Origin of the sequence: Streptomyces sp. R44, assembly GCF_041053105.1 — a bacterium.
Classification (GTDB): Bacteria; Actinomycetota; Actinomycetes; order Streptomycetales; family Streptomycetaceae; genus Streptomyces.
Map to the genome: position 1 here is coordinate 3,476,056 of NZ_CP163444.1, position 13,328 is coordinate 3,489,383.

At 71.5% G+C, this 13,328-nt stretch carries 12 protein-coding genes; 4 read left to right on the top strand and 8 right to left on the bottom strand.

Translation table 11 applies throughout. The features are described 5' to 3' along the window. Window positions 1-69: 69 nt before the first annotated feature. Complete coding sequence (locus AB5J54_RS15955) at window positions 70-1,098, bottom strand: glycosyltransferase family 2 protein (protein WP_369144573.1); 1,029 nt, start codon at window positions 1,096-1,098, stop codon at window positions 70-72. 211 nt (window positions 1,099-1,309) lie between these two features. Here AB5J54_RS15955 and AB5J54_RS15960 point away from each other — a divergent pair, with 211 nt between their 5' ends. Next, window positions 1,310-2,683, top strand: coding sequence for an LCP family protein (locus AB5J54_RS15960; protein WP_369144574.1), 1,374 nt, complete (start codon window positions 1,310-1,312; stop codon window positions 2,681-2,683). Window positions 2,684-2,689: 6 nt separating this feature from the next. Here AB5J54_RS15960 and AB5J54_RS15965 read toward each other — a convergent pair whose 3' ends face one another. Next, window positions 2,690-3,235, bottom strand: a complete 546-nt coding sequence (locus AB5J54_RS15965; RefSeq protein WP_369144575.1) for an acyl-CoA thioesterase — start codon at window positions 3,233-3,235, stop codon at window positions 2,690-2,692. Window positions 3,236-3,404: 169 nt separating this feature from the next. Between AB5J54_RS15965 and AB5J54_RS15970 the strand changes: the two genes are divergently transcribed. Next, window positions 3,405-4,616, top strand: a complete 1,212-nt coding sequence (locus AB5J54_RS15970) for an LCP family protein (RefSeq protein ID WP_369144576.1) — start codon at window positions 3,405-3,407, stop codon at window positions 4,614-4,616. A 58-nt stretch (window positions 4,617-4,674) separates the two neighbouring features. On the opposite strand, the gene AB5J54_RS15975 is transcribed toward AB5J54_RS15970, so the two are convergent. Next, window positions 4,675-5,847: an acyl-CoA dehydrogenase family protein gene (locus AB5J54_RS15975; protein WP_369144577.1), complete on the bottom strand. Its 1,173-nt coding sequence runs from the start codon at window positions 5,845-5,847 to the stop codon at window positions 4,675-4,677. Window positions 5,848-5,972: 125 nt separating this feature from the next. Between AB5J54_RS15975 and AB5J54_RS15980 the strand changes: the two genes are divergently transcribed. Next, window positions 5,973-7,298, top strand: coding sequence for a UDP-glucose/GDP-mannose dehydrogenase family protein (locus AB5J54_RS15980; protein ID WP_369144578.1), 1,326 nt, complete (start codon window positions 5,973-5,975; stop codon window positions 7,296-7,298). Window positions 7,299-7,355: 57 nt separating this feature from the next. Here the strand turns inward: AB5J54_RS15980 and AB5J54_RS15985 are convergent, their stop codons facing one another. The 4 genes from AB5J54_RS15985 to AB5J54_RS16000 all read right to left on the bottom strand — a co-directional run bounded on the left by AB5J54_RS15985 (window position 7,356) and on the right by AB5J54_RS16000 (window position 11,262). Beyond that, window positions 7,356-8,279 carry a membrane dipeptidase gene (locus AB5J54_RS15985; protein ID WP_369144579.1) on the bottom strand — a complete coding sequence of 308 codons (924 nt, stop codon included), beginning with the start codon at window positions 8,277-8,279 and terminating at the stop codon, window positions 7,356-7,358. Window positions 8,280-8,399: 120 nt separating this feature from the next. Further along, complete coding sequence (locus tag AB5J54_RS15990) at window positions 8,400-9,596, bottom strand: dipeptidase (protein ID WP_369144580.1); 1,197 nt, start codon at window positions 9,594-9,596, stop codon at window positions 8,400-8,402. Next, on the bottom strand, window positions 9,593-10,126 hold the full coding sequence (purE, locus tag AB5J54_RS15995) for a 5-(carboxyamino)imidazole ribonucleotide mutase (RefSeq protein ID WP_369144581.1): 534 nt from the start codon (window positions 10,124-10,126) through the stop codon (window positions 9,593-9,595). The genes AB5J54_RS15990 and purE overlap by 4 nt, the downstream gene beginning before the upstream one ends. Further along, complete coding sequence (locus AB5J54_RS16000) at window positions 10,123-11,262, bottom strand: 5-(carboxyamino)imidazole ribonucleotide synthase (protein WP_369144582.1); 1,140 nt, start codon at window positions 11,260-11,262, stop codon at window positions 10,123-10,125. The genes purE and AB5J54_RS16000 overlap by 4 nt, the downstream gene beginning before the upstream one ends. Window positions 11,263-11,461: 199 nt before the next feature. Between AB5J54_RS16000 and AB5J54_RS16005 the strand changes: the two genes are divergently transcribed. Further along, window positions 11,462-11,977, top strand: a complete 516-nt coding sequence (locus AB5J54_RS16005; protein WP_369144583.1) for a GtrA family protein — start codon at window positions 11,462-11,464, stop codon at window positions 11,975-11,977. A gap of 53 nt (window positions 11,978-12,030) precedes the next feature. Here the strand turns inward: AB5J54_RS16005 and AB5J54_RS16010 are convergent, their stop codons facing one another. Further along, a complete protein-coding gene (locus AB5J54_RS16010; protein ID WP_369144584.1) occupies window positions 12,031-13,302 on the bottom strand; it encodes an ATP-binding protein in 1,272 nt (423 codons plus the stop codon). Window positions 13,303-13,328: the final 26 nt, after the last annotated feature.

The following is a 13,328-nucleotide window of genomic DNA, read 5'->3' on the forward strand; positions in this document are numbered from 1 at the left end:
CACGCGATACGCACGAAGGCCGGGCCCCCGGAAAGGGGCCCGGCCTTCGCCGTGTTCGTGCGCGGCGCGTCAGACGCGCTCCGCCGTCACCGCCGGGCGGCGGCTCGCGATGACCTTCCGCGCGAGCGAGCGGGGGCTGGTGAGGAAGCCGTAGCCCCAGGACATGTGCATGGTCGCGAGGGCCACCGGGATCTGGAGGCGGGACTTCAGGGACAGGCCCTTGCCCGCCGGGACCGAGCCCGCCGTGATCGCTGCCAGGTAGCCCGCCGGGACCACGAAGCCGAGCGGGGTCAGGACGGCGCCCACGACCAGGCCCGCGGCGATCGCGCAGACGGCGGCCGGCGGGGCCAGGTAGCGCAGGTTGATCGAGCCCTGGTGGTAGCGGGCCACCACGTGCCGCCAACGGCCGTAGTCCTTGTACTGCTTCGCCAGCGCCTTCACCGAGGGCCGCGGACGGTACTGGACGCGCAGCTCCGGCGAGAACCAGATCAGGCCGCCGGCCTCGCGGATGCGGAAGTTCAGCTCCCAGTCCTGGGCGCGGATGAACTCCACGTTGTACCCGCCCTGCCGCTCCAGGGCCTCGCGCCGGAAGACGCCCAGGTAGACCGTCTCCGCCGGGCCGGCCTCGCCGCCCGTGTGGAAGGCGGCGTTGCCCACACCGATCTTCGAGGTCATCGCCGCCGCGACCGCGTCCTCCCAGGCGTTCTCGCCCTCGGCGTGCATCACACCGCCGACGTTCTGCGCGCCGGTCTCCTCCAGGAGCCGGACCGCGGTGGCGATGTAGTTCGGGGAGAGCATGCCGTGGCCGTCCACACGCACCACGATCGGGTGATGGGAGGCCTGGATCGCCGCGTTGAGCGCGGCGGGCGTGCGGCCGGTCGGGTTCGGGACCGTGATGACGCGGCGCGTTCCCGAAGCGGTTTCCCGGACGAGCTCGGCGGCGATCTCGTCCGTACGGTCCGTGGACGGGCCGAGGGCGATCACCACCTCCATCTCGCCGTCGTACTCCTGCTCCAGGATGTGACGAACCGAGGTGCGCAGATAACGCTCCTCGTTGAGGACCGGCATGATCACGGAGACGGGGGGCGTGGCGTTCATTGCCCGCCACGTTACCGCGAACGGGGGACAGCGGTGCGCGCCGAGCGGGTGGTGCGCCCTTGCGCTGATCGTATGGGCCTACCGTGCTCACGGTTCCCCTGTCCCACCGCGGAGGTGTCCGTCCGTGCCCACACCGCCCCGCACGCCCCGACCCCGGCCCGCCGCCCGTCGCGTACCGGTCCGCAGGCGGCGGAGGCGCCCCCGGTGGGGGATGCGGATGGCGACGGCGCTCTCCGTGGCGGTCCTCACGGCCGGCGGGATCGGGCACGCCGTGGTCACCGGCCTGGACACCGGGATCACCCGCGTCGACCCCTTCAAGGACATGAAGAACCGCCCGCAGGCCGGGCACGGGATGAACGTGCTGGTCGTCGGGACCGACGGGCGCGACCGGATCACCCCCGAGGAGAAGACGAAGTACCGGCTGGGCGGTGCGCCCTGTCACTGCACCGACACCGTCATGCTCGTGCACATCTCCGAGGACCGGGAGCGGGCGAGCGTCGTCAGCCTGCCCCGCGACTCGTACGCGGAGATGCCCGAGCACACCGACATGAACAGCGGCAGGAAGCACCGGGCCCACCCGGTGAAGCTGAACGCCGCCTACGCCGAGGGCGGGCCCGGTCTGACCGTGCGGACCGTCGAGTCCATGACCGGCGTCAAGATCGACCACTATCTGGAGGTCGACTTCACCAGCTTCATGCGGACCGTGGACGCGGTCGGCGGGGTGCAGATCTGTACGAAGCGGCCCCTGAAGGACTCGTACACCGGGCTCGACCTCTCCCCCGGCACCCATGAGCTCGACGGCGGGCAGGCCCTGCAGTACGTGCGCTCCCGGCACATCGACGGGGCCGCCGACATCGGCCGCATGCAGCGCCAGCAGCGGTTCCTCGCGGCGCTGATCGAGCGGATGACGAGCGGCGGGGTGCTGCTCAACCCGGTGCGGTTCCGTGAGCTCGCGACGACGATGCTGAGCTCCGTACGGGCCGACGAGGACTTCGGTACGGATCAGCTGCTCGCCCTCGCCAAGGCGATGCACGGCTTCACCCCGGCCTCCTCGGAGTTCGTGTCCGTGCCGATCGGCGACATGAGCTTCCCCGTGAAGGGCATCGGCTCGACCGTGAAGTGGGACGCGGCCAAGGCGCAGAAGCTGTTCCAGTCGCTGCGGGACGACCGGCCGCTCGCCGCCGCGCCCCGGTCGGAGAGCTCCGGGAAGGCGCCCGGGGTCGTCGTGGACGTGCCGCCGCGGACGATCCGCGTCCAGGTCTACAACGGGACCCGGACCGACGGGCTCGGCCGCAAGGTGGACGACGCCCTGCGCGCGACCGGCTTCGACACCACGCGCACGCCGATGACGGGGGCCGGGAAGGAGCGGGCGCGGACCGTCGTCGAGTACGACCCTCGGTGGGACCGGTCGGCCAGGTCCCTGGCGGCGGCCTTGCCGGGGGCGGAGCTGCGGGCGGTCGCCGGGAGGGGCGGGACGTTGCGGGTCACTGTGGGGGGTGACTACAAGGGCGTGCGGGCGGTACGGGCCGAGGCCTCGGGGCAGCCGTTCGAGGCGGTCACCGGGGACAAGGTGGTGTGCCCGTGACCCGGCTCAGTCCTCGTAGCCCTCTGCCGCTCGGCGTTCCCTCAGTTCCTTGATCGCCTGGCGGCGGGCCAGGCGGTGGGTCCGGCGGATCTGGGCTTCCTGGTTGCGGCGCTTGTCCTGTTCGGTCTCCGGGATGACCTGGGGGACCGGGCGGGGCTTGCCCTCCGCGTCGACGGCCGCGAAGACGAGGTAGGCGGAGCCGACCTGGGTGGCGGGCGTGGACTCGTTCCAGCGCTCGGCCATGACCCGTACGCCGACCTCCATGGAGGACCGGCCCGTCCAGTTGACCTGGGCCTTCACATGGAGGAGGTCGCCGACGCGGACCGGCTCCAGGAAGGCCATCTCGTCCATGGAGGCCGTGACGGCCGGGCCGCCCGAGTGCCGGCCCGCGACGGCGCCCGCCGCGTCGTCGACCAGCTTCATGATCACGCCGCCGTGCACCGTCCCGAGGAGGTTGGTGTCGTGGCTGGTCATGATGTGGCTGAGGGTGGTGCGGGAGGCGGAGGTCGGCTTGCCCGGGATTCCGTCCGGGGTATCGCCCTGGTCTGTCATGTCCTCCACCTTATGCCGGGTCCGGCCCTCGTCCCCGCCGGGTCCGCTTTGCATCAGCTTGGCAACAGCAGCGGTCCGATCTTCTACCCGGACTGTCGCCCGGAAAGGGCCGCCCGGCACACTGGTCCACATGAATGACTGGCCTGATGAGCCCCAGGGACCCCGACGGATGAGCCATGTGCAGCGCCCGCAGGTTCCGCAGCAGCCGCCGCGTTCCCAGCAGGGCCACGGCCAGGGCCAGGGGGGTTACAACCCGAACTTCACGCAGGCGCAGAACCAGGGGTACGACTCCGGTTACAGCTCCGGCCACGTGTACGGCGGCGGCCCCCAGAACCAGGGCGGTGGCGGCCGGGGCGGTGTCCCTCCGCAGTACGCGCCCTCCGGGCCCGGACGTCCCGCGCCGGACTGGCGCAAGCGGATCAAGGTCGGCTCGATCGTGCTGGTCGTCGGCGTCCTCGCCTGGGGCATCGGCACCTATGCCTGGGCCAGCTCGCAGATGCGCAACGAGGTCGACCTCTCCAAGGTCATCGAGCGGCCGGAGGAGGGCGACTGCACGACGTATCTGATCGTCGGCTCCGACAGCCGTGAGGGCATGTCCGCCGAGGAGAAGAAGAAGCTCCACACCGGTTCCGCCGAGGGCAAGCGGACCGACTCGATGATGATCCTCGCGGCCTGCTCCAGCGGGAACACGATGGTCTCGCTGCCCCGTGACTCCTGGGTGACGATCCCGAACTTCGTCGGCTCCGAGTCGGGCAAGTCGTACCCGGCCCGCGGCGGCTCCAAGCTGAACGCGGCCTACGCGATGGACGGCCCCGAGCTGCTCGTGCGGACCGTCGAGTACAACACCGGCCTGCACATCGACCACTACGCCGAGATCGGCTTCGCCGGCTTCGCGAACATCGTGGACGCGCTCGGCGGCGTCGAGCTGAACATCGACAAGGGCTTCAAGGACAAGAAGTCCGGCGCCGACTTCCAGGCGGGCAAGCAGACCCTCAACGGCGAGCAGGCCCTGGCCTTCGTCCGTACCCGCTACGCCTTCGCCCAGTCGGACCTCCAGCGGACGAAGAACCAGCAGAAGTTCCTCTCCGCCCTCGCGAACCAGGCGGCGACGCCGGGCACGATCCTCAACCCGTTCGCGCTGTACCCGACGCTCGGCGCCGGTCTGGACACGCTGATCGTCGACAAGGACATGTCCCTGTACGACCTCGGCAAGATGTTCTTCGCGATGAAGGGCATCAGCGGCGGCGACGGCAAGTCCATGAACATGCCGATCGCCGGCTCCGCCCCGCAGAACTCCCTGAAGTGGGACATGCCGAAGGTCAAGCAGCTGGTCGAGCAGATCAAGAACGACGAGAAGGTCACCGTCGAGTCCAACCGCTAGACGGATATACGAAAGGGGCGTCCTCCCGGCCGGGAGGACGCCCCTTTCGCGTGCTCCCCTACGGGAGGTTGCGGGCCATGACGATGCGCTGGACCTGGTTGGTGCCTTCGTAGATCTGGGTGATCTTGGCGTCGCGCATCATGCGCTCGACCGGGTAGTCGCGGGTGTAGCCGTAGCCGCCGAGGAGCTGGACGGCGTCGGTGGTGACCTCCATGGCGACGTCGGAGGCGAAGCACTTGGCGGCGGCGCCGAAGAAGGTGAGGTCCTCCTTGTCACCTCCGGCGGAGACGCGCTCGGACTTGGCGGCGGCGGCGTAGGTGAGCTGGCGGGCGGCCTCCAGCTTCATGGCCATGTCGGCGAGCATGAACTGCACGCCCTGGAAGTCGGCGATCGGCTTGCCGAACTGCTTGCGCTCCTTGACGTAGCCCTTGGCGTAGTCGAGGGCGCCCTGGGCGATGCCGATGGCCTGGGCGGCGATGGTGATGCGGGTGTGGTCGAGGGTCTTCATGGCGGTGGCGAAGCCGGTGCCCTCGGCGCCGATCATGCGGTCGGCGGGGATGCGGACGTTGTCGAGGTAGACCTCGCGGGTCGGGGAGCCCTTGATGCCGAGCTTCTTCTCCGGGGCGCCGAAGGACACGCCCTCGTCGGACTTCTCCACCACGAACGCGGAGATGCCCTTGGAGCGCTTCTCCGGGTCGGTGACGGCCATCACGGTGTAGTACTCCGAGACGCCGGCGTTGGTGATCCACCGCTTGACGCCGTTGAGGACCCAGAAGTCGCCGTCGCGCACCGCGCGGGTCTTCATGCCGGCCGCGTCCGAGCCCGCGTCGGGCTCGGAGAGGGCGTAGGAGAACATCGCGTCGCCCTTGGCCAGCGGGCCGAGGTACTTGTGCTTGAGCTCCTCCGAGCCGGACAGGATCACCGGCAGCGAGCCCAGCTTGTTGACCGCCGGGATCAGCGAGGAGGAGCCGCACGCGCGCGCGACCTCCTCGATCACGATCACGGTGGCGAGGGCGTCCGCGCCCGCGCCGCCGTAGGTCTCCGGGACGTGCACGGCGTGCAGGTCGTTGGCGACCAGCGCGTCCAGGGCCTCCTGCGGGAAGCGGCCCTCCTCGTCCACCGCCGCCGCGAACGGCACGATCTTCGCCTCCGCGAGGGCACGCACCGACTCGCGGAGCATGTCGTGCTCCTCGGAAGGCCGGTAAAGGTCGAAATCAGTCGAACCCGACACGCTCACTCACTCCCACGCTGCTAACTACCGTTAAGTAACCCAAATGGTAGGGCGTGACCCGGCCCCGGACCAGGGCACGACTATGCTCGGGCAGGCATTCCGCCCGACGTTCCCTGGAGTCCCGCATGGCCCTCAAGATCACTGTGATCGGCACCGGCTACCTCGGCGCCACGCACGCCGCGGCCATGGCGGAGCTGGGCTTCGAGGTGCTCGGCCTGGACGTCGTCCCCGAGAAGATCGAGATGCTGTCCGCCGGACGCGTCCCCATGTTCGAGCCGGGCCTGGAGGAACTGCTCGCGAAGCACGTGGCCGGCATCGAGGGATCGAGCGGCCGGCTGCGCTTCACCACCTCCTGGGAGGAGGTCGGCGCCTTCGGCGACGTGCACTTCGTCTGTGTGAACACCCCGCAGAAGCACGGCGAGTACGCCTGCGACATGAGCTACGTCGACGCCGCCTTCACCTCCCTCGCCGGAGTCGTACGCGAAGGGGCCCTGGTCGTCGGCAAGTCGACCGTCCCGGTCGGCTCGGCCGAGCGGCTCGCGGCGCTCCTCCCCGAGGGCGTCGAGCTCGCCTGGAACCCCGAGTTCCTGCGCGAGGGCTTCGCCGTCGACGACACCCTGCACCCGGACCGGATCGTCGTCGGCGTGCGCGGCGAGCGGGCCGAGAAGACCCTCCGCGAGGTGTACGCCGTACCGGTCGGCGAGGGCTCTCCGTTCGTCGTCACCGACTTCCCGACCGCCGAACTCGTCAAGACGGCCGCCAACTCCTTCCTCGCCACCAAGATCTCCTTCATCAACGCGATGGCCGAGGTCTGCGAGGCCGCCGGCGGCGACGTCGCCAAGCTCGCCGAGGCCATCGGCCACGACGACCGCATCGGCGCCAAGTTCCTGCGCGCCGGCATCGGCTTCGGCGGCGGCTGCCTGCCCAAGGACATCCGGGCCTTCATGGCCCGCGCGGGCGAGCTCGGCGCCGACCAGGCCCTGACCTTCCTCCGCGAGATCGACTCGATCAACATGCGACGGCGCGGCCAGATGGTGGAGATGGCCCGCGAGGCGCTCGGCGGGGCCACCTTCCTGGGCCGCCGGGTCGCGGTGCTCGGCGCCACCTTCAAGCCCGACTCGGACGACGTCCGCGACTCCCCCGCGCTCAACGTGGCCGGCCAGATACACCTCCAGGGCGGCCAGGTGACCGTCTACGACCCGAAGGGCATGGAGAACGCCCGCCGGGTCTTCCCGACCCTCGGCTACGCAGACTCGGCCCTGGAGGCCGTGCGCGGGGCGGACGTGGTCCTGCACCTGACCGAGTGGCGCGAGTTCCGCGAGCTCGACCCGGCCGAGCTGGCCGCGGTCGCCGCCACCCGCGTCATCCTCGACGGCCGCAACGCCCTCGACGGGGCGCGGTGGCGGGCGGCCGGCTGGACCTACCGGGCGATGGGCCGCCCGACGGCCTGAGGCAGCGGCAGAGGGGCGCGACCGCCTGGCGGTCGCGCCCCTCCGTCGTTCGCGCGGTCAGGCCGCGGCCGGCCGGATCCGGTTCGTCCGGGACAGGAACTCCGTCTCCCGCAGCGCCCGGGTGGCGTTGGCGTGCGCGAGGCCGACGAGTTCCTGGGCCGTCCAGCCGCGGCGGAGCAGCTCCGCGAAGAGCGGCACGTAGCCGGCGGCCGGGGCGGTGGTGTGGGAGACACCCGTGCACTGCGGGCCCGCCTGCGCCCGTACCCGGTCGAGGACGTCGGCGACGGCGGCCGGGTCCTCGGTGACCGTGACCATGAGGACGGCGCCGTTCTCGCCGAGGAGGCCGAGGACCTCGTCCGGCAGGGTCTCCGGCTCGGCCCGGGTGAGGAGCGCGGGGGCGCGGGTGACGGCGAGGGCGCGGCGGACCGTGTCCTGGTCGGCGCCGGAGAGGTCCACGGCCAGGCCGATCCGGTTCATCTCCCGTACGGCGTCCCGGGCGAAGCGGTCGAAGCGGGTGAGGTTCACCGCCCGTACGCCGAGGGCGTGGTAGGCCCGCAGGATGGCCGCGGAGCCGCCGAGCGCCGTCCAGCTGACCGGGCCGAGCAGCGCGGCGACACGGCCGCAGTTGCGGGCGTGGGCCAGCTCGGAGGTGGTGTACGCGAGGCGCAGGTCCTCGGGGCAGGTGGCGACGAGGGCGCGGACGGAGTCGATCCGCCGCAGGGTCCCGATGACGCCCTCTTCCGACTCGGTGTGCAGGGACCAGAGTTGGGCTCCGGCCTCCGCGGCGCGGACGGGCGGGAGGTCCTCGGGGTCGAGGGAGCCGGGGAGTTCGGTGTGGCCCTCGGTGACGGGCTGCGCGGCCAGCAGGGCGCGGGCGCGGGCCGTCTCGTCGGGCGGTGGCGGTGACTCCGGCGGATCGGGCTCGCCGGCGGCGGCAGGGACGGTGGAGAGGATGGGAGGGTCGTCTAGCAGTTCCGCCATGGTCTTACTCCGAACTCGGCGATGCAGTACCGCCCCGCCGAGAGCGGCGGGGCAGTACCGTCCACCGTGCCACCGGCCCCCTCGGGGGGCTCGGTGGGCTACGCCGACGGAGTGAGCCGGCTACGGCGTGTCGAGCGCCTCGATCGTGGCGTTCGACGGGGCCGTACGGTTCCTCAGATCGCGGGAGACCGCCTCCGCGTCCCGCAGCGCGCGGACCGCGTTGGACCAGGTCAGCTTGGCGAGGTCCGTCCGGGACCAGCCGCGGTGCAGCAGTTCCGCGATCAGGTTCGGATAGCCGGCGACGTCGTCGAGACCGGCCGGGGTGAAGGCCGTCCCGTCGTAGTCGCCGCCGATGCCGATGTGGTCGATGCCGGCGGCCTCGCGCATGTGGTCGAGGTGGTCGGCGACCGTGGCGGCGGTGGCGATCGGGCGCGGGTTCGCCTCCTCGAAGGCGCGGTGCAGCTTCATCGCCTCGGCGGTGGTGTCGAGGTGGTCGAAGCCGTGCGCCCGGAGGTTCTCGTCCGCCCGCGCCGTCCACTCGACGGCCGCGGGGAGGATGAACTTGGGCACGAACGTGGCCATCGCGACGCCGCCGTTGGCGGGCAGCCGCTCCAGGACGTCGTCCGGGATGTTCCGCGGGTGGTCGCAGACCGCGAGGGAGGAGGAGTGCGAGAAGATCACCGGCGCCGCCGTGGTGTCGAGCGCGTCCCGCATCGTCGTCGCGGCGACGTGCGAGAGGTCGACGAGCATGCCGGAGCGGTTCATCTCGCGGACGACCTGCCGGCCGAAGGCGGAGAGACCGCCGACGCCGGGCTCGTCGGTCGCCGAGTCCGCCCAGTCGTTGTTGTCGTTGTGCGTGAGCGTCATGTACCGCACGCCCAGGGCGTGCAGCGCGCGCAGGGTGGCGAGGGAGTTGTTGATCGAGTGGCCGCCCTCGGCGCCCTTGAGCGAGGCGATGCGGCCCTGCTTCCGGGCCGCCTCCATGTCGTCCGCCGTCAGGGCCGGCGCGAGGTCGGAGGCGTAGCGGTCGAGGAGCTGGTCGACGATGTCGATCTGCTCCAGGGTCGCGCTGACCGCGTCGTCGCCGGCCAGCCGGCAGGGCACGTACACCGACCAGAACTGGGCGCCGACCCCGCCGGCCCGCAGCCGGGCGAGGTCGGTGTGGAGCGCGCCGGTCTGGTCCGCGCCGATGTCCATCCGGTCCAGGTCGTAGCGCACGTGCTCGCGCAGCGCCCAGGGGAGGTCGTTGTGGCCGTCGACCACGGGGGACGAGGCCAGGAGTTCCCTGGCCTCGTCGAGACGGTCCGACGCGCTCACTTGGCGAAGCCGAAGGACGCGGAGCCCTCGACCTTGGCGCGGAGCCGCTTGCCCTTCTCCGTGGCCTGGTCGTTGAGGTCCTGGAGGAACTCGGTCATCCGGGCGCGGAGCTCGGCGTCGCCCGCGGCGAGGATGCGGGCGGCGAGCAGGCCCGCGTTCCGCGCGCCGGCGACGGAGACCGTGGCGACGGGGATGCCGGCCGGCATCTGCACGATGGAGAGCAGCGAGTCCATGCCGTCGAGGTACTTCAGCGGCACCGGCACGCCGATGACCGGCAGCGGGGTGACGGAGGCGAGCATGCCGGGCAGGTGGGCGGCGCCGCCGGCGCCCGCGATGATCGCCTGGATGCCGCGGTCCGCGGCCTCCTCGCCGTACGCGATCATCTCGCGCGGCATCCGGTGCGCGGAGAGGACGTTCACCTCGTACGGGATCTCGAACTCGTCGAGGGCCTGCGCGGCGGCCTCCATGACGGTCCAGTCGGAGTCGGACCCCATGGCGATGCCGACGACGGGGGCGGTGGCGGTGCTCATTCGGTGATGGTTCCTCGCAGATAGCCGGCGGCGTGACGGGCGCGCTCCAGCACGTCGTCGAGGTCGTCGCCGTAGGTGTTGACGTGGCCCACCTTGCGACCGGGCTTCACGTCCTTGCCGTACATGTGGATCTTGAGCTGCGGGTCCCTGGCCATGCAGTGCAGATACGCGGAGTACATGTCCGGGTAGTCGCCGCCCAGGACATTGCACATCACGGTCCACGGCGCGCGCGGGCGCGGATCGCCGAGGGGCAGGTCGAGAACCGCCCGGACGTGGTTGGCGAACTGCGAGGTGACCGCCCCGTCCTGGGTCCAGTGGCCGGAGTTGTGCGGGCGCATCGCCAGTTCGTTGACGAGGATGCGGCCGTCCGTGGTCTGGAACAGCTCGACGGCGAGGTGGCCGACGACGCCCAGCTCCTTGGCGATCCGCAGGGCCAGCTCCTGGGCCTGCCCGGCCAGCTCGTCGTCGAGGTCGGGCGCGGGCGCGATGACCGTGTCGCAGACGCCGTCGACCTGGCGGGACTCGACGACCGGGTAGGCGACGGCCTGGCCGTGCGGGGAGCGGACGATGTTCGCCGCGAGCTCGCGGACGAAGTCGACCTTCTCCTCGGCGAGCACCCGGACCCCGGCGAGGAAGGGGTCGCGGGCGTCCTCGGGCGTCCGGACGAACCAGACGCCCTTGCCGTCGTAGCCGCCGCTCACGGTCTTGAGGATGATCGGGAAGCCGCCGACCTCGTCGGCGAAGGCCGCGGCGTCGGCCGGATCGGCGACGATGCGGTGCCGGGGGCTCGGCGCGCCGATCTCGTCGAGCTTGGCGCGCATCACCCCCTTGTCCTGCGCGTGCACGAGGGCCTCGCGGCCCGGGCGGATCACGACGCCGTCCGCCTCCAGGGCGGCCAGGTGCTCGGCGGGGACGTGCTCGTGATCGAAGGTGATCACGTCGCAGCCGCGCGCGAAGTCACGCAGCGTGTCCAGGTCGCGGTAGTCGCCGATGACGACCTCGCTCACCACCTGGGCCGCGGAGTCCTGCGGGGTGTCGCTGAGGAGCTTGAACTTGATGCCGAGGGGGATACCCGCCTCGTGGGTCATACGGGCGAGCTGCCCGCCTCCGACCATGCCTACTACGGGGAACGTCACCCTCTTAGGGTATCCGCACCATCGGGGAACACTCGTCCGGCTGTGGTTTGGCACAAGGTCCCAGCAGGTGGGACGTGGGTGGGTCACGGGTTGTCCACAGGTTTGCGCGGTACACAGGCGGGTGACAGGGGCGCTGGTTAGCATGGTTGGGTTGACGTCGCCCGGACGTCATCCGGACGGACGGGACAGAGCGATCACCATGAGTGAACCCGGCGCGCTGCGCATGCGACTCCAGGGGCTCTTCCGGGAGGTCGCCAAGTTCGGCGCCGTCGGCGCGGTCGGGGTCCTGGTCGACCTCGGGGTGTTCAACCTCGTGCGCCACTTCTCGGACCTGCCGGTCGTGCGGGCGAGCGTCATCGCCACCGTGGTCGCGATCGTCTTCAACTACCTCGGCTTCCGGTACTTCACCTACCGGGACCGGGACAAGAGCAGCCGCGCCAAGGAGCTCTCCCTCTTCCTGGTCTTCAGCCTGGTCGGCCTGGTGATCCAGAACGGTCTGCTGTACGCGGCGACGTACGGGTTCGGCTGGGACACCCCGCTGCAGAGCAACTTCTTCAAGTTCTTCGGCATCGGCGTCGCGACGCTGTTCCGCTTCTGGTCCTACCGCACCTGGGTGTTCCGGGCGCTGCCGGCGAAGGAGGCGGTGCAGACCGCCGAATCGTTCCTGGAGCAGGCCCCGCGGCAGGCGACCCGCCGTCAGCCCGACCGCGTCTGACCCGTCGACCGCGTCTGACCCCTCGATCTCGCCTCACCCGTCGACCGCGGCGGTCACCGTACGGGGCGCTCCTGCGGCGCCTCCGCGACGCTCCTGACCTCCCGGCTCAGGAAGAGCGCGAAGACCGGCGGCTGCTGCTGGAGCAGTTCCAGACGGCCGCCGTCCGCCTCCGCCAGGTCCCGGGCCACCGCCAGGCCGATCCCGGTGGAGCTGCGGCCGCTCACCGCCCGCTCGAAGATCCGCGCGCCGAGGTCGGCGGGGACGCCCGGGCCCTCGTCGGTGACCTCGATCACCGACTGGTTGCCGGTGACGCGGGTGCGCAGGGCGACCGTGCCGCCGCCGTGCATGAGCGAGTTCTCGATCAGGGCGGCGAGGACCTGGGCGACCGCGCCCGGGGTGCCGACCGCCCGCATCCCCTGCTTGCCTGAGTGCACGATGGCCCGCCCCGCGCTGCGGTAGGCCGGGCGCCACTCCTCGATCTGCTGCTTGACGACCTCGTCCAGGTCGAAGGCGACGGCGGAGCCGGTGCGGGGGTCACGCGCGTTCGTCAGGAGCCGCTCCACGACGTCGGTGAGCCGCTCGACCTGCGTGAGGGCGATCGTCGCCTCCTCCTTGACCGTCTCCAGGTCGTCGGCGAGGGCGACCTCCTCCAGGCGCATGGAGAGCGCGGTGAGGGGCGTACGGAGCTGGTGGGAGGCGTCGGCGGCGAGCCGGCGCTCGGCGGTGAGCATCCGGGCGATGCGCTCGGCGGAGGCGTCGAGGACGTCCGCGACCCGGTCCAGCTCGGGCACCCCGTACCGCTTGTGCCGGGGCCGCGGGTCGCCGGAGCCGAGGCGCTCGGCGGTCTCGGCGAGGTCGGTGAGCGGGGACGCCAGCTTGTTCGCCTGCCGTACGGCGAGGAGGACGGCGGCGACGACCGCGAGCAGGGCCACCGCGCCGATGATCAGCAGGGTGCGGCCGACCTCGGCGGTCACCGCGGAGCGGGACTCCTCGACGATCACGGTCTCGCCGCGCTCGCCCTCCGCGAGGCCCCGGATGACCTCGCCCTCGGGGCGGTCGCCGATCTCGATGGGGTCGCGGCCGGGGATGCGGATCTGGGCGAAGCGCTTGGCGCCGCCCTGCTCGGCGAGGATGTCCGGATTGACCGGCTCGCCGCCGATCAGCCGGCTGTCGACGATCGAGACGAGCCGCAGCGCCTCCGAGTCCACGCTCTCCTGGGCGCTGCTGGAGATGGTGCGGGTCTCGACGAGGACCAGGGAGACGCCGAAGACGGCGATGACGACGAGGACGACGGCGAGCGTGGAGTTGATCAGACGGCGGCGCACGGTGCCCTCCGGGCGGGGTACGGGTT